Below are 22,187 nucleotides of genomic sequence, written 5' to 3' on the forward strand. Positions count from 1 at the left end.
ATACTACAATTTAAGATTTTCAAATCTAAAGGAGCTTGTCTAAGAATCTTTAGTCATATTTTCATCCTCGTCATGTTAAACTAGTTTCAACATCACATTAATCTTCATGTGTTCCTGAAATAAATTCAAAATGAGACACACTTTTCGAAGAATCAACCAAAGCCATTCAATATCATACATCAATTAATTTTCGGAACGGTGGTTGTAAATTTGTCCTATTAAAAATTAGAAACTATGGAATTAGGAATCGGAATGTTCGGAGATGTTCGCATCGACGAAAAAACAGGATATATTCAAACACCACAACAAAGACTTGCTGAAATTATTGAGGAAGTAAAATTGATGGACGAAGTTGGATTAGATTTCTTCGGAATTGGAGAACACCATAGACCAGATTATGCTGTTTCTTCACCAGAAATCGTATTAGCTGCGGCAGCTACTGTAACTAAAAATATCAAATTAGGAAGTGCAGTTTCTGTAATTAGTTCTACGGATCCCGTTAAATTATTTCAAGATTTTTCTATGGTTGATAATTTATCAAACGGACGTGTCGAATTAATGGCCGGTAGAGGTTCATTTATCGAATCTTTTCCTTTGTATGGTTACGATATGAAAGATTACGAAGCGCTTTTTGATGAAAAATTAAAATTACTTATTACATTAAATAATAATGAAGTAATCAATTGGCGAGGAAATTTTAGAATGCCAATTCATAATCAAACAATATATCCTCGTCCAGTACAAGAGCAAATACCTATGTGGGTTGCAGTTGGTGGAACAACATCGTCTGTAATTCGTGCTGGTAAATTAGGTTTACCTATTATGTTTGCAATTATTGGTGGCGATCCAGCTAATTTTATGCCTTTATTCGAAGTGTATAAACAAGCTTATTTAGACAATGGACACGACGAGGCTAAAATGCAAATCGGTGTACATATGCATTCTTTCTTTGGTGACGATAACCAGAAAGTAGCAGATGAATATTTCCCTATTTATGCTGCTCAAATGGACCGAATCGGAAAATCAAGAAATTGGCCACCTTACCAAAGAAATCAATACGATTTTGGACGCAGTGAAAATGGAAATTTAGTAATTGGCGATGCTGATTTAGCAATTGACCGAATTTTAAAATACCAAGATATGTTTGGATTAACTCGTTTTTCTGCACATATGGACGTTGGCGCACCAAAACATACAGATATGCTGAAAGCTATCGAGATTTACGGAACTAAAATTGCTCCAAAAGTTAAGGAAGCATTAAATAAATAAAAACATGACAAAGGTTCTCTAATAATTAGAGAACCTTTTTTATTTTCGTGAGTCAATGAAACGGAATGAAAAAATACTTAATCGCATTTACATTAGTTTTAGGACTAACTGCGCAAGCTCAGGATAAAGATTTTAGAGCTTGGGGAACTTTGAATACCAATCAAAAGATTGATGAAAAATTCAATTTTCAATCAGATGTACAATATCGAACGTACAACGATTTAGATCAATTTAATCAGCTTTTAGTTAGAGGTGGTCTTGGATATAATCTAACCGAAAATAATAACAATTTATTGTTGGGCTATGCTTTTGTACATACAAGAGTTCCGATTATGGATGATGATTATACCACGTTTAATGAACATCGTATCTACCAACAATTTAATACCAAACATAATTTAAGTAAAGTTGGATTAAATCATCGTTTTCGTTTTGAAGAACGATTAATGAATGACGATATTTATTTTCGTTTTCGATATCAATTAACAGCTACAATCCCTTTAAACAAACCCTCAATTCAAAAAGATACCTGGTTTGTAAAAGCTTCAAATGAAATCTTTTTAAACGCTATCAAGCAAAATAATTTTGATAGAAATCGTTTAAATGTTAACCTTGGTTATGTACTATCACCTACTTTAACAGTAGAAGCTGGTTACATGAAACAACATGTACAGCATACACAAACGAATCATTTACAAGTTGGACTTACAATAAATAATCCTATAACAAAAAAGCCAAGTTAATACTTGGCTTTTGCTATTTAATTAGCTGATACAGCTTTTAATCCTACGATTGATCCAATTAAGGTTATAATAAAGAAGATTCGCCAAAAAGTAGCTGGTTCTTTAAAGATAAAAATCCCAACTAAAACTGTTCCGACAGCTCCAATTCCTGTCCAAACTGCATAAGCCGTTCCAAGTGGTAAAGTTTGTGTTGCTTTCATTAATAATACCATACTTGCAACTAAACAAAATAAGAAACCGCCATACCATGCGTACATTTCACCTCCTACTGATTCTTTTGCTTTTCCCAAACAAGAAGTAAATCCTACTTCAAAAAGCCCTGCGATAATTAAGATTATCCAATTCATTGTTCATTTATTTTTTACAAATCTACAATCCTTTAGGAAACTAAAATTTTACCTATGTTAAATTTTAGCACGAATTCTACTCAATGAAACTTGGGTAATACCCAAATACGATGCGATATATTTTAGTGGAATACGTTGTAAAATTTCTGGATAAGTTTCAATTAACTTTATATAACGTGCAGTTGCAGAAAGTGATAATCTATCTATAAATCTTGACTCTGTATAATATGCAAATTTATCAGCCAATACACGTCCGAAATTAGCTAATTCTAAATCTGTTTCGTACAAATACTTTAAATCTTCTGTATTCAATTCATATAAAACTGAATCCTCTAATAATTCGATGTATTCGTACGATGGTTTTTGGTGGAGATATCCATCAAAAGAAAGCAAATAATCTTTTTCTAAAAACAAAATATACGAGACTTCGTTTCCTTCATCATCAACAACATACACTCTAGCACTTCCTTTTGCAATGAAATAAAACTTTGGTTCATATTGTTTCGGGTCAAAAACAATTGTCTTTTTGGGCATTTCAACTTTCATGACTAATGCTTCAATTTTATTAAATGATTGCTCAGAAATTGGATAATAATGATGAATTATTTCTTGAAGTGAATACATTTTTGATTGTTAGATTTATGAATGACAATTTACGATTTAATGGAAAAAGAAAAACCCACTCATTGGAGTGGGTTTGATTTATTTTATATTTAATTCAAATTTATCTAAAAGTATATCAAAAAATCTTCTTACCTGCTTCCTAAAAAATAAAGAATTAAAATACTTACTGATAAGTATGGATGTTCTTGAATAATATTATTAATACTTAATAGTAATAACATATTTTCTTTTAAAATTCCTGGGATATTTTCGGTTTTAAATACATATCCTAAGACTCGCATGAAGAACAAGAAACTAAATTAGTTACTAATTCTTTAGAAACTGATTGAGAACGTTGGTAGTATAAAGTTTTTACACCTAATTGCCACGCCTCGATCATTAAGCGGTTTACATCTTTTACAGGTAAATCTGATGGAATATTTAAGTTTAAAGATTGTGATTGATCAACAAATTTCTGACGAATTGCAGCTTGTTGTACAATCTCTAATTGAGATAATTCTTTAAATGTTTTGAAAACATCTTTTTCTTCTTGCGTTAACTCATTCATATGTTGTACAGAACCTCCGTTCAACATAATTCCTCTCCAAACATCTTCGTTATCTAAACCTTTTTCGCGTAATAACTTCGTTAAGTATTTATTTTTACGCATAAAGTTTCCTTTCGATAAGCCTGCTTTAAAATAATTTGAAGCAAATGGTTCGATTCCTGGGGAAGTCTGACCTAAAATTGCAGAAGACGATGTCGTTGGCGCAATTGCTAAAGTTGTCGTATTACGACGTCCGTAACCTTTTAACACTTCTGGTTCACCATAGATACGAGCTAACTCTTCTGTCGCACGATCCGCTTTTTCTTGAATGTATTTAAAGATTTCAGTTGTACGTAATTTTGCTTCCATACCTTCAAACGGAATCATGTAACGTTGTAAGTAAGAATGCCAACCTAAAACTCCTAATCCTAATGCACGGTGACGTTTTGCAAAACGATTTGCAGATGCTAAATAGTGATTACCTTCTGTTTTTTCAATAAACTCTTGTAAAACTGCATCTAAGAAGAAGATTGCTAATTTTACAGCTTCTGTATCTTTCCACTCATCGTATAACTCTAAATTCATAGAAGATAAACAACAAATAAATGATTCATCTACAGAAGATGGTAACATAATCTCTGAACAAAGATTAGATGCATTAATACGCATTCCTAAATCTTTATATACCTGAGGTTTGTTTTTGTTTACGTTATCCGAGAAGAAAATATAAGGAAGACCTTTTTCTTGACGAGATTCAAGAACTTTAGCCCAAATTTCACGTTTTTCACGATCACCATCAATCATTTCTTGCATCCAATAATCAGGAACACAAACTCCGTAAAATAAATTCTGGATTGAACTACCAATCGATTTAATTTTAAGGAATTCTTCGATATCTTGATGATCAATATCTAAATATGCAGCGAAGGCTCCACGACGCGTTGACCCCTGAGAAACCACGTTCATAGCAGAGTTAAATAACTCCATAAAAGAAACAGCACCACTACTCTTTCCATTATCTGTAATTGCAGCACCACGCTCGCGTAATTCGCCAAAATAACCAGAAGTACCACCTCCAATTTTAGTTTGCATAATTACTTCTCCTAATTTGTGGGTAATTCCTTCGATACTATCCGGAATATGTACATTGAAACAAGAAATTGGTAATCCACGTTCTGTTCCCATATTGGACCAAATTGGAGAAGATAAACTCATCCAACCTCTTTCAATCATTTCTTTAAAAGACTCTTGCAATTCAGGCTTAAATAAACGTTTCGCAGCAGCAGCTGTAATACGATCAATTGCGCCTTCTACAGTTTCACCTTTTAATAAATATCCTCTATTTAAAATTTGTTCAGATTCTGAGTTTTTCCACCAAAGTTTTGGCGCTTCTCCTTCAAAAAACGTGAAATCGTCTAAGTTTGTTTGTGGTGTATTATCCATGATTGTAAGGTTAATCTAGTTATATTTATATTGAATTCTAATTGTTTATAAGTTAAGGATTTCTATAAAACATTTATGTTAAAATAAATCGTCTGCCGAAATACTTTTATCATGTTTTGTATAATCTACTGGACGTTTTGCAAAGAAATCATCTAATGTATTAGCAAAAACTTCTTCTTCAAACCAAGCCATTGGCTTATATTGTTCAGCTGAAATATGGAAAACTTTATTGTATCCAATTTTTTCAATAGCTTCATCTAAACGATGCTTCATGTAATTTAATAAGTCATTTTTAGAATAATGGCTTAATTCACCTGCTTCGAAAATCCAATCTAACATTAAACTTTCTTGTTCTATATATCCCAAAACAGCATTTTCAACCCAATTTTGATCTAAAATTGCTGGTAATAATCCTTCTTCCTTAATCTTATTGATTAAATAAATCCCTGCATTTGCATGAATTTGCTCATCAACCGAAGTCCAAGCAATAATATTTGCAGTGTTTTTCATTAATCCTTCAAAGCGAGTGAACGACAAAATATTTGCAAATTTTGAAAATAATGAACTATCCTCGATTACTAATGCAAAGAATAATAATTTTTCTACAATTGATTTTTCTTGATCTTTTAAGATTCCTGAAACAAAATCATTGTAACTTTTAAAAACAGGATGATTCAATGCGTTTGTAAACTCATCTAAATATCCGTTTACTTCTAAAATACGAGAATAAGCCTCGCTGTGTCTAAATTCACTTTCTGCGAAAGTAGCTCCTAATCCATTTAATTCTGGTTTTGGAAAATATCTGTATAAATCTCCCCAAAATCCTTTTACACTAACTTCTATCTGTGCAATTGATAAAATTGATCTTTTATGAATTTCACGTTTTACATCATCTAAATTAGCTCTGTAATCTTGAATATCTGATGTAAAATCTACTTCGCTGTGCACCCAATATGCTTTTTGGATTGCTTCTGTGAAAGTTAAAACCTCTGGATATTCAAACGGTTTATAATTTACTCTTTTATCAAAAATAGACATAGTATATGGACTTTTAGTATTAGTAATTTTTATTGCGATTTTGTTGAAATTCGATTTTGAACAATTTTCAATTTGTTTATAAATTGTGAATCCTTTGGTATAAAGGGATTACGATATTGTTACTTTTCAACCTCGATATTTTCAAATTTAGGATAACATTTTACAATTAAAAATTTTAGAATATTAAAAAAATAAAAGGTTATCAACAAGTTGTTAATTACTTTAAAAACAATAATTTAAGCGTAATAAATATAATTGTTTTTTATCCAATTCTCTCTTTTAAAAGACATTACAACCATTTGAAAGTATGAATATTAAAGACAAAAAAAAAGGACCAACTTTACGTTGATCCTCGTTTTATATAGGTGATAATTTGTTTCTTATCTTGCGATATTTACAGCACGCGTCTCACGAATAACTGTAACACGAACTTGACCTGGATAAGTCATTTCGTTTTGAATTTTATCAGAAATTAAGAAAGATAATTCAGCAGCTTTTGTATCATCTACTTTATCACTTTCTACAATAACACGTAATTCTCTTCCGGCTTGGATTGCGTAAGCTTTCTCAACACCATCAAAATTTAATGCGGTTGTTTCTAAATCTTTCAAACGTTGAATATATGATTCAACAACTTGTCTTCTTGCTCCTGGTCTTGCTCCAGAAATAGCATCAGCAACTTGGATAATTGGAGATAATAATGAAGTCATCTCAATTTCGTCGTGGTGAGCTCCAATGGCATTGATTACATCCGGATGTTCTCCGTATTTCTCAGCCCACTGCATACCTAAAATAGCGTGAGGTAATTCTGACTCCTCTTCAGGAACTTTACCAATATCGTGTAGTAAACCTGCACGTTTCGCTAATTTTGGATTTAAACCTAATTCAGCAGCTAAAGTACCTGCTAAGTTAGCAACCTCACGAGAGTGTTGTAATAAGTTTTGTCCGTAAGAAGAACGGTACTTCATACGTCCAACAATCTTAACTAAATCTTTGTGTAATCCGTGGATTCCTAAATCTAAGATTGTTTTCTTACCGATTTCTATAATCTCGTCTTCAATTTGTTTGGTTGTTTTAGCAACTACTTCCTCGATACGAGCTGGGTGAATACGTCCATCAGTAACTAAACGGTGTAATGATAAACGAGCAATTTCACGTCTTACTGGATCGAAACAAGATAAAATGATTGCTTCTGGCGTATCATCAACAATAATTTCAACACCTGTTGCTGCTTCAATCGCACGAATATTACGACCTTCACGCCCAATGATACGACCTTTGATTTCGTCTGATTCAATATTGAAAACAGAAACTGAATTTTCAATTGCTTGCTCTGTTCCAATACGTTGAATTGCAGATACTACAATTTTACGTGCTTCATTTTTAGCGTTTAATTCTGCGTCCTCCATAATTTCTTGGACATGTGCTTGTGCTTTTGTTTTCGCTTCGTCTTTTAAGACTTCGATTAATTCAGCACGCGCTTCTTCAGCAGAATAATTTGAGATTTTTTCCAAGACCTCAACTTGTTTTTTGTGCATCGTATCAACTTCCTTTTGTTTGATATTTAGTTTATCGATACGTGACTGTAAATTACCTTTTTCAGACTTGATATTGTCTTTTTGTTTTTGAATTTCAGAAAAATCGTTTTTAATACGATCTTCTCTCTCTTTCACTTTAAGTTCAGCATCAGAAACCTTACGTTCACGTTGATTAATTACCTCTTCGTGTTTTGTTTTTAATTCAAGAAATTTTTCTTTTGCTTGAAGAATTTTTTCTTTTTTAGTGGCTTCGCCTTCCTTTTCAGCTTCATTAATTATACTTTGAGCCTTGCGAGTAGCTTCATCAATTAATTCTTGGTTTTGTTTATCAACCGATTTTTTTGATAAAAAATACCCCACTACAGCTCCTATAATTAATGTAACAAGTGCAATGATAATAGTACTTGGTTCCATAGCGTTTTGTAATGTTATATATATAAAAAACCTACATTAGTCCGTATATAATTGTGTTAACTCCTGTAAACAGGATTTGAGTTATCTTAATCGGCAAGTTTCCACTGTCATATAAATATGTACCCGAAGGTTGTGGCCTACTTTTAGATTAATGTTCACTCGGTAACAATATAAGTGTTGAGTTAACCAAAATAGCTAGAACTAATGTAGGAATATTTTTAAAAGTATCTAATTCGTTAGTTTAGATACCAGAACTTCTCTTATTTTACGATTGACTGATCAATCAATTCTAATAACTTTGAGATTCTCTCTGCTGTAATCTCTTCGTTATCTTTCATCTGTTTTTTTAATTTCGCTTCACGAATAGCTAACTGAATGGCTGCCATCGCCAAGGCATCTTGTTTATCAGATACAGAGTATTTCTCTTCAAACTGACGTAAGATTCCTGAAATTTCTTGCGCACATTCTAATATCATCGCTTCCTCTTCAGGATTGATGGTCATTGGATAGATGCGTGAAGCAATTTTAATCTCAATTCGTTGAGTTGACATTCTTTTAACTGTTTGTTTTAATTTGAGCGATACACGAGTCGACCTCTTTGATTAATTTATTCATTTTGAGTTTCATCATTTTTTTATATTCCTGATTACCGCTCATTCCATTCACTACTTTCAATCTTTTTACTTCTTCCATTAAGTTAAGATTATGAACCTGTGAATCTCTCAATTTATTTTTTAGTCTTGTGTTCTCTGATTCAAGAACAACTAACTCTTCTTTTATTTTTGTATAATTCTCTAACAGATCTAAAACTTTGCTTTCAAGCTCGTTAAATTTTATATTTTCTTCCATCATTAGAGAATTACTTTTATTCTAGCTTCTATTGCAAAAATAACAATTTTTTAAATCAAATCAATATAGAAAACTAAATTTTATCAGTTTTTTCTTATCCTTTGAAAAATAAGGATTTAATTAAACAGTTTTATTATTTCTATAGTTTTTAAAGATTTTTTTGGCGTATTTAAATAATAACACAACTACACCTATCGCAAGAATAGTTGGTAAAAGTTGAACTATAAAAATTAAAATCTTCTTGAATGCATAAACTCCATCTTTCAATGCACTTTTTAACTCTAATGCTAAATTTAGCTCTTGATAAATATCTAAATCGGTTCGTTCAGCTTCGTAAGTAATAATTGAAGGCGCTTGAGTCAATTCATAAGAAATCGATGCATATTTTATATTATCAGCGAGTATTGCTTTTGTCACTTTTTCTTGTACTTTTTCACTTGCTTTCAATTTATCATTTTCAGATAACTGTAAATCATTCTCATTTTTTTGAAAAGTCAACTCTTCATTTTCTATTTCGATTGAATTAATAATTAATCCTTTATCTAATGAGAATTTTAAATGTGATCTTAAATTATTTACAGGAACTTTTAAAACCACAGTATTGTGTTTTTCTATTTTGTCCATCATTTTTAAAGTTTGATCAGAAACTTTCACATTTTCTGAATCTAAAACTTGTGTATAAAATTGATTACTTAATATAAAACCTTTGTTTATAACCGCATTATCTTCTATTTCTGATCCAATCTTAAAAGCATCTGAAACTTGCATTTTTACAGCTGCATTACTTTTAAAAACTTTTCCTTCAACTTCCGGATTAATACTGTTTGATTCTGAATAATCTGCAACATCTTCAGTCACCACTTCAACTCTTTCTGCTTGTTTACAACCTATAAGATAAAATGCAATAACAGTGCTTAGAATAATTTTTTTCATAGAATTTATTTTTTTATTGAAATAAAATTAGGCTCATTTAATTTTAGATTATTGTAAACTTCTTAACTAATTATAATTTAATATTTTACAAATAAAACTAACTGATAATCAGTTAAATAAGCATGTATTACAAAAAGTTATACTGAATTAATTTTCAGATATTCAAAACTTTTAGTGAAGTTTGTAAAAGATTTACACTATTTTTAAAATATACAATCCAATAGAGAGATAATGAAAGTGATTAAGCCTATATATTTTAGTTTATTTTTAGCCTCGATGGCTTTTGGTCAACGAGCAGAACAACCAAAATCAGACACATACCCAAAGAATGATTTCATCAATCCAATGGAAATCAAAAATTTATTAGCGGGTAATTTTGGTGAATTAAGATCAAATCATTTTCATAGTGGATTAGACATTAAAACTCAACAACGCGAAGGATTAAAAATTTTCGCAATTGGAGATGGCTACATTTCAAGAATTAATATTTCACCTACTGGCTATGGAAACGCTATTTATATAGACCATCCTAACGGATATACTTCTGTTTATGCGCATTTACAACAATTTGACGGACCAATCAAAGAATATATTCGAAAGAAACAGTATGAGCAACAATCATTTAAAGTTGAAATTTATCCAGAACCAAACGAATTAAAAGTTACAAAAGGACAATTAATCGCTTTGTCTGGAAATTCTGGTGGATCGGCTGGTCCTCATCTACACTTTGAAATTCGTCATACAAAAACAGAAGAACCTATTAATCCTTTCTATTTTGGATATGATATACCAGACACTAGCAAACCTAGTATTTTAGGCACTTATGTATATCCAATCCAAGGAAAAGCAAATGGATCATCTAATCGAATTACTGTTGCAAATGGTGCGACTATAAATGCATCTGGTCAAATTGGGTTTGGATTAAAGGCATATGATAAGCATAATGGAGCTGACAATAACAATGGAGTTCATCAAATTGATGTCTTTGTAAACGACGAACCTATTTATACGTTTACAGCAAATCGTTTTTCTTTTGATGAAACTCGTGCGATTAATTCAGTTTGTGATTATTCAGATTTAATGCGAAATAACAGTTGGGTATACCAGGCTTTTGTTAAAGACGGAAATCCGATGCGTGTTTTTTCTAACTTAAAAAATAACGGAATTCTTACTATTGAAGAAGGTAAAACTTATAATGTCAAGATTGTAACATCAGATTATGCTAAAAATTCATCTTCTGTTTCATTTACAATTAATGGTCAAGCACATACCGAAACAGCTGCTAAATCATTTATTAATCCAATGTATTGGAACAAAGAAAATACGTTTAAAGCTGAAGGAATAGAAATCTTTTTCCCGAAAGGAATCTTCTACGAAGATTTTGATTTAGCATATAAAAAGGAAGGTGTAAAACATAAAGTTGGCGATTGGAATTTTCCTGTTCATCAATATTACACACTTTCATTAGATCCAACCGCAGATATTCCGACTGCACATTTAGAAAAAGCAGTTATCGTAAGACAATATCAAAAAAGAGGCTCTTGGAAAAAATCTTATGAAACAACAGAATTAAAAAATGGAAAATTAATCGCAAAAGTGCGTGATTTTGGTTTATTCTCGATTGAAATCGATTATACTAAACCAACAATAACTCCGTTAAATATCAAAGAAAATAGTCAATTCTCTAACATAAAAGGTAAAATCAATTTTACAATTAGTGATGGGCAATCTGGTATTAAAGAATACAATGCTTATATTAATGGTAAATGGGTTTTAGCAGAATATGACAAAAAAATAAATAGATTATCGATTGATTTAAATGCAGAAGGTATAGCAATCGGTGATCACCAACTAGAACTAAACGTAAAAGATGAAAAAAACAACACTTCTACCTACAATGCTACATTCAAAAAAATATCTTAGCACTTTAGGATTTACCTTATTAGGAGGAGTTTTATTTGCACAAACAGCTCAAGTCACTGGTAAAGTTGTAGACGAAAATCAACAACCATTAGCTAATACAGAAGTTGTTTGGCAAGACCAATCTATTTTTACTGATGCAGAAGGAAATTTTAAAATTCAGATTCCATCAAACGAATCTGTAACAGTCACATTTCATCACGAAGGTAGATTAGAATATGCTGAAACATTCAATTTAAAAGATAATAATCGTAAACAGTTATTTGTTCTTTTAGCTCCAGATACTCGTAATTCAATTGATTTAAAAGCCGCTGAAATTACATTTCAATCCAATAAAAATAAACCTTTTCAGAGTACAACATTAAGTGCTGCTCAGATGCAACAAGGTCCAAGTTTAACGGGTGGAGTAACCGATTTATTAAAAACCTTACCTTTCGTTAATTCGAATACAGAATTAAGTTCGCAATACATGGTTCGTGGAGGTAACTACGACGAAAACCTAATTTATGTCAACGGAATAGAAATTTATAAACCGCAATTGATTCGTAATGGTGAACAAGAAGGTTTAGGATTCGTAAATCCGTACATGACACAATTCGTTAATTTTTCTGCTGGTGGTTGGGAAGCTAAATATGGAGACAAAATGTCTTCTGTTTTAGATATCTACTACAAGCGTCCAAAGAAATTCGAAGGACAATTAGAAGCCAGTTTAATGGGCGGAAGTTTAACACTAGGAACTGGATCTAAAAATCAAAAATTCAGTGCGATTGTTGGAGCGCGTTACCAAAACAGAAATTTAATTTTAAATACGTTAGATGGTGATACAAACTTCAATCCGGAATACTATGATGTTCAAGCGAATTTGAATTATCAATTGAATGAAAAATGGAACGTAAATTTCTTAGGAACTGTTTCTCGTTCTCGTTTTGAGATGATTCCAAATAATCGTGATACCTATTTCGGAACATTAACTAATCCTTTGTTATTAACAGTTCATTATAATGGTAAAGAAGACGATCGTTTCGGAACAGAAACAGGAAGTTTAACTTTTAATTATAAACCAAATGAAAAATTAGATTTAGGAATTGATGCTTTTGCCTATCATTCAAAAGAGCGCGAGTATTTTGATATCCAAGGTGCTTATTTAATTTCGGAAGTTGATCAAGAAGGAAATACCATGCAAACGTATGATGTGGGTGCCCAAATCGATCACGCACGTAATAATTTTGATGCTTTAGTTGCAGGAGTTCAACACCGAGGAAAATATAAAATCAATACAAATAATGATATCGAATGGGGTTTTAAATTCCAACAAGAAGATATTCGTGATTTATTAAACGAATGGCAAGTCATTGACTCACTAGGTTATTCTGTTTCTAATCCAAATTTGGGTGACGGAATGCAATTGAATTATTATGTAAATGCACGTAATAATGTGAAATCGAACCGAGTTTCTGGATATGCGCAATATTCTACAAAATTCATGTGGAATGATGCCAAAGTAATGGTTAATGTTGGTTTACGTTCGTCTTATTGGGATTACAACGAAGAAACAACGTTCTCTCCACGTGGACAAGTTGCCATTAAACCAGATTGGGAAAAAGATATGTTGTTCCGATTTGCGGCTGGAGTTTATTATCAACCGCCATTCTATCGTGAAATGCGTCGTTTAGATGGAACTTTAAATCAAGATATTAAATCACAACAATCAATACATTTTATTTTAGGTCATGATTACGAATTTACATGGATGAATCGCCCATTTAAATTAACGACTGAGGCATATTATAAAATGTTAAACGATTTAAATCCATATTTTGTAGACAACGTTCGTGTGCGTTATCAAGCGCATAACAATTCAGAAGGTTATGCTTATGGAGTTGATATGCGATTATTCGGGCAATTTGTTCCAGGTGTAGATTCTTGGTTCTCGGCATCCTATGCAAGAGCTTATCAAAATATTGATAATCGTGGTGATATTCCTTTACCAACAGATCCTAGATTTAAGGTTTCTGCATTTTTCCAAGATTACATGGATTTCTTACCATCGTTTAAAGTGAATGTGAATTTAATCTATGCTTCTGGTTTACCAAATGGAGCTCCACAATTTACAGATCCTTACAGCTACACTTCGTATTTACAAGATTATAAACGTGTGGATATCGGGTTTGTGAAAGAATTTGTGAATCAAAAAGATTTAAAACCTTCAGCTGGTTCTTTCTTTAGCAAGTTTAAAGAAGTTTCTGTTGGATTAGATATCTTCAATATTTTTGATATCCGAAACGAAATCAGTAACACGTGGATTACAGATGTAAATACTTCTAACGTTTACGCAGTTCCAAATCGATTAACTGGACGTTTCCTAAATGCAAAAGTCAATTTTAAATTTTAATATAAAAAAGACATCTTTTTAAGGTGTCTTTTTTTGTGAAAAAAAATTTTCTTAAATTCAATTAAACCATTTACTATGAAAAAAATATCTATTCTTTACTTTACAATCCTAATTCTTGTCTCATGTCAATCAAGACAAAATATGTTCGGAAAAAATAAAATGAATAGTTTAATTGATACTTTTATTGAACTAGGAGAATCTGAAAAAAAAATTAATCCTGACGAATATTATCTTCATTTAATTCTCGCTACCCTTACAGAAGAACAAAAAAAAGCTTTTAATGCAGATTTTGGAGTTGGTCTCGAATTCATTAGATATACTTCTTCATGTCATGCTAATGAAAAATCTCCTCAATACTTATATAAAGGATATACAATCAATGTAATTGATTCTGTAAAAATGGATTTCAATAAATATTCATTTCTACAAAAAGTTGATCAAAAAAAATTAAATATTTCCATTTTCCCATGTGAACATCTCATTTATGACCCTCTATTTTACGGTGTATATTTTAATGAAAAAGGAATAATCCAAACTATTGAACCTTGGGCTAAAAAAAGAAAACTAAGAAATTTATTATTAAAAAATAATTTCAAGATTAATCTAGATTCTGAATATGTTTATTCAAATGATTCTATTGGAAAGGAAATAATATATGAATAGTTATCAATATAATATTTCTTCAAATTGTAAATTGAATCCAATAAATCATCATACATTTACACGCACTTCTCCGACAAGAAGCGCTTATTTTATTACTAATTCTGTCAAAAAGTCACACTATGCGCATTGGCAAACTATTTGATTCCTTAAGAGGAAAAAATAAGCATACTATGTCTGAACAAAATATAAACGAAGAAATTCAAGATCAAAATATCAACCCAGAAGTACAAAACGAGGAAACTACTGCAACTGAAGAAGTTGTTGAACAAAAATCTGAAGTTGAAGTATTAAAGGAAGAATTACAAAAAGAAAAGGAACAATATCTACGTTTATTCGCTGAGTTTGATAACTTTAAAAAACGTACATCTCGCGAGCGTATAGACATTTTCAAAACTGCAAACAAAGAAGTAATCACAGCTTTATTACCAGTAATTGATGATTTTGAGCGTGCTATGCCACAGATCACTAAATCTGAAGATACTGCTTTAGTAACTGGAGTTGAATTAATTCAAAATAAATTAGTTGAAACTTTACGTGGAAAAGGATTAATCGCGATGGAAGTTAAAGCTGGTGATGATTTTAACACTGATTTACACGAAGCTATTACACAAATTCCTGCTCCTTCTGAAGACTTAAAAGGAAAAGTTGTTGATTGTGTAGAAACTGGTTACATGTTACAAGATGTTGTAATCCGTTACGCAAAGGTAGTAGTTGGAATGTAATTAATTGAATTTTAATCATGTCTAATAAAAGAGATTTTTACGAAATATTAGGTGTTTCTAAATCTGCAAATGCTGCAGAAATTAAGAAAGCCTACAGAAAACTTGCCATTAAATTTCACCCTGACAAAAATCCGGATGACAAAGAGGCAGAAGAAAAATTTAAAGAAGCTGCAGAAGCTTACGAAGTTTTAAGCGACGACAACAAACGTGCTCGTTATGACCAATTTGGTCATGCAGGTATGGGCGGGGCTGCTGGCGGAGGCGGTGGTTTCGGCGGAGGCGGAATGAACATGGAAGATATTTTCTCTCAATTTGGAGATATTTTCGGTGGTGGTTTCGGCGGATTTGGCGGTGGTCAATCTCGTGGTCCTCGTCGTATCAAAGGATCTGATTTACGTATTCGCGTAAAATTGAACTTAGAAGAAATGGTTAACGGAGTTGAGAAAAAAATCAAAGTTAAACGTTTCAAACAAGCTGAAGGAGCAACTGCAAAAACTTGTCCTACTTGTCAAGGTTCAGGACAGCAAGTTCGTGTAACAAACACGATGTTTGGTCAAATGCAAACTGCTGCAACTTGTGGTACTTGTCAAGGAATCGGAAAAGTTGCGGATCATATTCCACCAGGAGCTAACAACCAAGGTTTAATCAAAACGGAAGAAACTGTAGAAATCAAAATTCCTGCTGGAGCAAGAGAAGGTATTCAATTACAAGTTCGTGGAAAAGGAAACGATGCACCATTTGACGGAATCCCTGGAGATTTATTAGTTGTAATTGAAGAGGAAGAACACGATACTTTAAAACGTGACGGTAACAATCTTCACTACGATTTATACATTTCTATTCCAGATGCTGTTTTAGGTAGCTCGCAAGAAGTTCCAACAGTTAACGGAAAAGTTAAGATTAAAATTGACAAAGGAACTCAATCTGGAAAGGTTTTACGTTTAAAAGGTCAGGGTTTAGCTGATTTAAACGGATACGGAAAGGGTGATTTATTTGTTCATGTTAACATCTGGACTCCAACCAGTTTAACAAAAGACCAAGAAGCTTTCTTCGAGAAAATGAGAGACGATTCTCACTTCTCTCCTGAACCATCTAAAAATGAAAAATCATTTTTTGATCGTGTAAGAGATATGTTTCAATAAGAAATAAAATAGTACTAAACTATTATATAGCGCATTCTAAAATTAGAATGCGCTTTTTTTTTCAATTGTTTCAAAAAAGTAAGGATTGTTTTAAATAAAAATTCTATTTTTAAACTACACTAATTCAAGAATTAATATTCTAAAAACAACACAATGAAAAAAAATTTTACGCTTGTCCTATCAGCGTTTATTTTGTCGTGTACTGCATACGCGCAAGATTTTAACTCAATAATAGGAAGTCACATTACAAAAACTTCTCAAAACATTACGGATTTTAAGATCACTCAAAATGTTTATAATAACAAAACAAGTGGAAATCAAATTCATGTTCAAAGAACTTATCAGGGAATTCCAGTATATACAGCATACGCAACATATCTTGTTAAAAACAACCAAGTAGAATGGGCTGCACGAAGTGAAATTTTTGATACTCAATTAGAAAAAATTGAAACTACACCTCAAATTTCATTTGAACAAGCAACTCAAAAATTAGCACAAGTTGAGGGATTAAATTTATATAAAACCCTTTCTTCAGATGTTAATTCTATAAATAAAGGTATTTATACATTTACAGATCAAGAACCACAAATTAATTATTTCATTGACGAAGATAAACAAGTATTTTTAGCTTATGTTTTCTTAGTTAAAATCAATGATGGTCAACATTCTGATCTATATGATGTGGTAGTTGATGCAAAATCAGGAACTATTCTAGAGAAACACAATCAAACTTTAACTTGTGGTTTCAACCATGATTCATTTGCAAACGAAAATTTAGCTAATTTCAATAAAGCTGAATGGTCTTGGTTATACGATTCTTTTGAAGCTACAAATGAGAATCCATCATACAACGTTTTCAAACTACCTGTAGAAGCTCCTACTTTTGGTGATAGAAGTATCTATAACCAAGGTGCATTTAATTTAAATGCTTCACCAAACGGATGGCATAATTTTGACGGAACTGAAAATACAATTACTAGAGGAAACAACACAAGAACTGTACATGATCATCAATCTGTTGGTTACCAAACATACACAGGAAGCAATGCAACAACAACTGATTACGTAGACGGTGGTACAAATAGAAATTTTGATTTCTCTGTAGACAGAAATACTCATCCATATAACTATAAGGAAGCGTCAGCAACAAACTTATTTTATATGACTAATGTAATGCATGATATTTTCTATCGCTTCGGATTTACAGAAGAATTTGGAAATTTCCAAGCTGATAATTATGGAAAAGGCGGAACAGGTAACGATCCTGTAATTTCACTAGCTCAAACTGGATTAGCTATAGGCTCTACAGATAATGCAACATTTTCTACACCTTCTGATGGAGGTCACCCACGTATGGCTATGTATTTATGGAGCCCTCCTTCTACATTTACAGGAAAACCATTAACTATTAATGCACCAAGTATAATTAGTGGTGATTATGAAGCCTTACATGGTAATTTTTCAGCTCCATTACCAACAACTCCACTTACAAGAGATTTTGTTTTGGTAAGAAAAAATGAAACTACAGGCACTCCTTACGATGCTTGTGGTACTATCTCTAATGCAAGTGAAATTAATGGGAAAATAGCAGTTGTTTTACGTGGAGATTGTACATTCGTTGATAAAGTACAAAACGCACAAGACGCAGGAGCAGTTGGAGTTGTCGTTGTTAATAATGTTGCTGGAGGAATTAGTATGGGTGGAGAATCTACAACAATTACAATACCTGCTGTTTCTGTTACAAATACAATTGGTAATCCTATTGTATCAAATTTAGAAAGTAATACAGTTGTTAACGGAACATTAAAATTTATTGATATTCCATACATTGATGGAAGTTTTGATAATGGTATTGTTGCACACGAATATGGACACGGAATCTCTAATCGTTTAACAGGTCCACGTACTAATGCTTCATGTTTAAATAATCTTGAACAAATGGGTGAAGGATGGTCTGATTTCTTCGCTTTGATGATTACTCAATTACCTACTGATACGGCTACTAAGAATAGAGGGATTGGTACTTTCGCTGTTAATCAACCGATTACTGGACGTGGTATTCGCCCTACTCCGTATACAACTAATATGAGTGTAAATCCTGTCACATATACAAATGTTGCTAGTTACGGAAATAGTGATTCGCCTCACCGTACAGGGTATGTTTGGGCAACAATGTTATGGGATTTAAACTGGAAAATGGTTGAAAATTACGGATTCACTCCAGATTTAATAAACGGTGAAGCTGGAAATACAAAAGCTATGGATTTAGTAATGGAAGGATTAAGATTACAACCTTGTCGTCCTGGATTCGTAGATGGTCGTGATGCTATTTTAGCTGCTGATGTTGCTTTAAACGAAGGAACTAATAAGTGTGATATATGGTCTGTATTCGCTCGTCGTGGATTAGGATATTCTGCTAATCAAGGGTCTTCTAATAGTAGAACGGACGGAACTGCAGCATTCGATATGCCACCAGCAGAAGTTTTAAACTGTGAATTAAAAACGACTGAAATCAAAGATGAATCATTCAAATTATTCCCTAACCCTGCTAAAGATATAGTTCATTTCTACGATGATTCTTTAACTGGTAAAGTAAAAGTTGAGATCGTTGATATGGTAGGTCGAGTAGTTTCTACAGAAAATTTAGAGTTACAAAACAATAGAAATTCTATTAACACAGCTAACTTACCGAAAGGAGTTTACGTTTTAAAATTCCATACAAATAATGGTACAGTTTCTAAAAAATTAATAAAAAACTAATGCTTTAGGATTATTATAATATAAAAGCCACTCAAATGAGTGGCTTTTTAATTCATTATGTTTTTTAATGCTGATGAGCTGAATGATCTTCTTTTTTCATCATTTGTTGCTTTTCTTCTGTAATGTGTTCACCTTCATCCTCATCACGCTCGTACAAACAACATGTATGTAAAGATTGATATACTTTCTCATCTGCTTTCTTATCATTTGTATCATGACCTACTGCTACAATTGCATTTTCTACTGCAGCAACATCATTTTTCTTTTCATTTAAAATGATACGTAACGTATGCGAATCTGCATTCCAATCAGCTGTTTTTACGCCTGAAACACTGTAAGCAGCTTTTTCAATTCGCTCTTTACACATTCCACAGTTTCCTTTTACGTGTAATTCGTGTTTTGCATTTTTATTTTGAGCGTTAGCACTGATTCCCATCACAGCAACTAAAGCCATTGTCATTAATGTTTTCATTATATAATTTTTTGTGTATTAGTCTTTTTATTTTTTTATCATATTGAACTTGTTTCAATATCTCAATTGATGACTCAATTATTAAGTTTCCTCATTTCTTCGGAATGACTCAATTTTGTCATTCTAAGCTTGTAGAAGAATCTTACTTCAAACTAAATCGTAAACCTGCATAAAACATTTGTCCAAAAATTGGTGCATACACAATCGTACTGTCAAAATTAGATCCAAATGGATTATCTGCACCAAGAATTACACGATGTTGCTGATAATTGGTTATGTTTTCACCTCCAACATACACTTCAAATCTATCTGAAAAAACTCGAGTTATTTGAGCATTAATTGTTCCGAATGGATTTGAATATTCACCTAATTGATTTTCTGGTAAATTGTCTGATGTATTTGGTAAACGTTGCTTTCCGATCCAATTATAAGTCATATCAAAACGCCAATATTTTCCATTTCTTTCGTGCGTTTGATATTCTACATTTGCAAAAAATCGATGTTTAGCTTGTAAAGGTTTTTCTAATCGTCCATTTTCGTAATCGGTCTGAATATCGTAATGTTTATACGCTGCGCGAATATTAAAATGTGTGAAAGGATTATAATTAAAATCGAATTGGAATGAATTTGCGAATGAATCTCCATCTAAATTATAAAATCGAACTTGACGAGCTGAATAATCAATATCTGTTACAATTTGATTTTCGAAATCGGTACGATAAAAATCTGCTGTTACATCCGCATTACGACCAAATAATTTAAACTTCTGAGAAATACTAATTCCATAATTCCATGCAATTTCTGGATCTAAACCGTAAATCTCACCTCCTTGCCCAATAATATTAAAATTTCTGGCTGAAGCAAATAAGTTTTGATTTTCCGCAAATATATTATTTATACGTTTTCCTCGTCCTACCGAAGCTTTTATCGTCGTATTTTCCCAAGGCGTATAACGTGTATGAATACGCGGTGTTACAAAAACTCCCATTCGATTATGGTAATCGATACGACCACCAACAATTGCATTAAAATTCTTTAAATTATCATACGTATATTCGAAAAATGCACCAACCGAATTATCAATTCTATTGAACTCTTGCACATTTGGTAACATGGTAAATTCTTTAAATTTATCCCACGTAAAACTTGCTCCTGTCGAGAATTTATTCTTTGTATTACTTATGATTGAGCTAAAAATATAGTTGGAATAAAAACTTTGATGATTGGCATTATACTCATTTAAGCCAAAGAAAGATTCTTGATCATAATAACTATAAGCCGTTTGTAATCCCATACTTTGAAAAGGCATATCTGGAAAAACATAACCTAATTTTGCAGAAACATCTACTTTATCCGTTGCAATTTCTGATCCCCAAAATGTTTCAGAATATCGATGTTTACGTTGATCAAATTCTTTTTGACCTCCTTGTTTTAAATCTGTTAAATATCGTCCAGAAATAAAAGCTACAATACCTTTTTCAGCATTTGTATATTGCCAACGATTCATGATGTTTACTTGATTTCCCATTGGATTATCCAAAAAACCATCCTCATTCATATCGTTTTCTTTTGTACGCGCATTTCCGTGTAAGAATAAGGAAGTTGCCCATTTATCTGAAACTTTTTTATTTAAATGAACATTTGCTTCGAAACGAGAATCTGTCGATCCAAATAAATTTACAAACAAAGGAATATCATTCACAGGTTTGATTAATTCTGTATTTATTTGTCCCGAAATACTTTCGTATCCATTCACTACAGTTCCTGCTCCTTTTGTAACCTGTATACTCTCTACCCAAGTTCCTGGTGTAAAACTTAAACCAAAAGCTTGCGAAGCTCCACGTACAGAAGGAATATTTTCTTCGGCAATTAAAATATAAGGAGAAGTTAATCCTAACATTTTAATTTGCTTATTTCCCGTTACTGCATCAGAGAAATTAACATCGATTGAAGGATTTGTTTCAAAAGATTCTGCTAAATTACAACAAGCTGCTTTCAACAATTCTTTATGCGTCATGACCGACATATTTGTTGCGCCTGCAGACTTACGAATCGTTCCTCTTGTATCTGTAATTCGAACCTCATCTAACGAATTTTCTTCGATTGGCTGAATAGAAAATGTGATGGTTTGAAATTGGTTTTGAGTGGGATTAAAAGTTATATTTTGATTTTCGTAAAACACTTCTAATTCGCCATCTTTAGTTTCGATTTCGAATTCACCATTTTCATTAGTTAATGTAGAAATTGTTGTCGATTTCCAAGTTACCTCAGCACCTATAACTGGCTGATTATGTTGATCAACAACTTTACCTTTTAAAACGTCTTGCGCAAAGGCAAACGCAGCACTCAATACTAAAATTGGAGTGATTATCTTTTTCATGTTTTCTGTTTC

At 32.0% G+C, this 22,187-nt stretch carries 18 protein-coding genes; 8 read left to right on the top strand and 10 right to left on the bottom strand.

The annotated features are described in order from the left end of the window. Positions 1-234: 234 nt before the first annotated feature. Positions 235-1,269 carry an LLM class flavin-dependent oxidoreductase gene (locus EAH69_RS01285; protein WP_121933399.1) on the top strand — a complete coding sequence of 345 codons (1,035 nt, stop codon included), beginning with the start codon at positions 235-237 and terminating at the stop codon, positions 1,267-1,269. A 65-nt stretch (positions 1,270-1,334) separates the two neighbouring features. Continuing rightward, positions 1,335-2,012, top strand: coding sequence for a DUF2490 domain-containing protein (locus tag EAH69_RS01290; RefSeq protein WP_121933400.1), 678 nt, complete (start codon positions 1,335-1,337; stop codon positions 2,010-2,012). 17 nt (positions 2,013-2,029) lie between these two features. On the opposite strand, the gene EAH69_RS01295 is transcribed toward EAH69_RS01290, so the two are convergent. The 8 genes from EAH69_RS01295 to EAH69_RS01330 all read right to left on the bottom strand — a co-directional run bounded on the left by EAH69_RS01295 (position 2,030) and on the right by EAH69_RS01330 (position 9,724). Then, positions 2,030-2,359 carry a DMT family transporter gene (locus EAH69_RS01295; RefSeq protein ID WP_121933401.1) on the bottom strand — a complete coding sequence of 110 codons (330 nt, stop codon included), beginning with the start codon at positions 2,357-2,359 and terminating at the stop codon, positions 2,030-2,032. Between the two features lie 57 nt (positions 2,360-2,416). After that, the gene (locus tag EAH69_RS01300) at positions 2,417-2,983 is read right to left on the bottom strand and encodes a Crp/Fnr family transcriptional regulator (RefSeq protein ID WP_121933402.1); all 567 of its coding nucleotides are present in this window, start codon (positions 2,981-2,983) and stop codon (positions 2,417-2,419) included. Positions 2,984-3,251: 268 nt separating this feature from the next. Further along, positions 3,252-4,952, bottom strand: coding sequence for a ribonucleoside-diphosphate reductase subunit alpha (locus tag EAH69_RS01305; RefSeq protein WP_121933403.1), 1,701 nt, complete (start codon positions 4,950-4,952; stop codon positions 3,252-3,254). Positions 4,953-5,030: 78 nt separating this feature from the next. Continuing rightward, positions 5,031-5,990 carry a ribonucleotide-diphosphate reductase subunit beta gene (locus EAH69_RS01310; RefSeq protein WP_121933404.1) on the bottom strand — a complete coding sequence of 320 codons (960 nt, stop codon included), beginning with the start codon at positions 5,988-5,990 and terminating at the stop codon, positions 5,031-5,033. Between the two features lie 380 nt (positions 5,991-6,370). Then, the gene (rny, locus tag EAH69_RS01315; RefSeq protein ID WP_121933405.1) at positions 6,371-7,942 is read right to left on the bottom strand and encodes a ribonuclease Y; all 1,572 of its coding nucleotides are present in this window, start codon (positions 7,940-7,942) and stop codon (positions 6,371-6,373) included. A gap of 260 nt (positions 7,943-8,202) precedes the next feature. Further along, positions 8,203-8,493: a cell division protein ZapA gene (locus tag EAH69_RS01320; protein WP_121933406.1), complete on the bottom strand. Its 291-nt coding sequence runs from the start codon at positions 8,491-8,493 to the stop codon at positions 8,203-8,205. 4 nt (positions 8,494-8,497) lie between these two features. Next, positions 8,498-8,794, bottom strand: coding sequence for a hypothetical protein (locus EAH69_RS01325; protein ID WP_121933407.1), 297 nt, complete (start codon positions 8,792-8,794; stop codon positions 8,498-8,500). 117 nt (positions 8,795-8,911) lie between these two features. After that, a complete protein-coding gene (locus tag EAH69_RS01330; protein ID WP_121933408.1) occupies positions 8,912-9,724 on the bottom strand; it encodes a hypothetical protein in 813 nt (270 codons plus the stop codon). 231 nt (positions 9,725-9,955) lie between these two features. Between EAH69_RS01330 and EAH69_RS01335 the strand changes: the two genes are divergently transcribed. The 6 genes from EAH69_RS01335 to EAH69_RS01360 all read left to right on the top strand — a co-directional run bounded on the left by EAH69_RS01335 (position 9,956) and on the right by EAH69_RS01360 (position 19,323). After that, a complete protein-coding gene (locus EAH69_RS01335) occupies positions 9,956-11,647 on the top strand; it encodes a M23 family metallopeptidase (protein WP_121933409.1) in 1,692 nt (563 codons plus the stop codon). Then, a complete protein-coding gene (locus EAH69_RS01340) occupies positions 11,595-14,036 on the top strand; it encodes a TonB-dependent receptor (protein WP_121933410.1) in 2,442 nt (813 codons plus the stop codon). Before EAH69_RS01335 ends, EAH69_RS01340 begins: the two co-directional genes overlap by 53 nt. Before the next feature lie 75 nt (positions 14,037-14,111). Beyond that, positions 14,112-14,699, top strand: coding sequence for a hypothetical protein (locus tag EAH69_RS01345; RefSeq protein WP_121933411.1), 588 nt, complete (start codon positions 14,112-14,114; stop codon positions 14,697-14,699). Positions 14,700-14,869: 170 nt separating this feature from the next. Next, positions 14,870-15,421 carry a nucleotide exchange factor GrpE gene (locus EAH69_RS01350; protein ID WP_230466657.1) on the top strand — a complete coding sequence of 184 codons (552 nt, stop codon included), beginning with the start codon at positions 14,870-14,872 and terminating at the stop codon, positions 15,419-15,421. A 17-nt stretch (positions 15,422-15,438) separates the two neighbouring features. Beyond that, positions 15,439-16,563, top strand: coding sequence for a molecular chaperone DnaJ (gene dnaJ / locus EAH69_RS01355; RefSeq protein ID WP_121933413.1), 1,125 nt, complete (start codon positions 15,439-15,441; stop codon positions 16,561-16,563). Positions 16,564-16,716: 153 nt separating this feature from the next. Then, positions 16,717-19,323, top strand: coding sequence for a T9SS-dependent M36 family metallopeptidase (locus EAH69_RS01360; protein WP_121933414.1), 2,607 nt, complete (start codon positions 16,717-16,719; stop codon positions 19,321-19,323). A gap of 64 nt (positions 19,324-19,387) precedes the next feature. On the opposite strand, the gene EAH69_RS01365 is transcribed toward EAH69_RS01360, so the two are convergent. Together EAH69_RS01365 and EAH69_RS01370 are read right to left on the bottom strand one after the other, a co-directional pair. Next, positions 19,388-19,795 carry a heavy-metal-associated domain-containing protein gene (locus EAH69_RS01365; protein WP_121933415.1) on the bottom strand — a complete coding sequence of 136 codons (408 nt, stop codon included), beginning with the start codon at positions 19,793-19,795 and terminating at the stop codon, positions 19,388-19,390. 142 nt (positions 19,796-19,937) lie between these two features. Then, the gene (locus EAH69_RS01370; protein ID WP_121933416.1) at positions 19,938-22,175 is read right to left on the bottom strand and encodes a TonB-dependent receptor; all 2,238 of its coding nucleotides are present in this window, start codon (positions 22,173-22,175) and stop codon (positions 19,938-19,940) included. Positions 22,176-22,187 lie beyond the last annotated feature (12 nt).

The sequence above is a fragment of the Faecalibacter macacae genome, assembly GCF_003687725.1.
Lineage (GTDB): Bacteria > Bacteroidota > Bacteroidia > Flavobacteriales > Weeksellaceae > Empedobacter > Empedobacter macacae.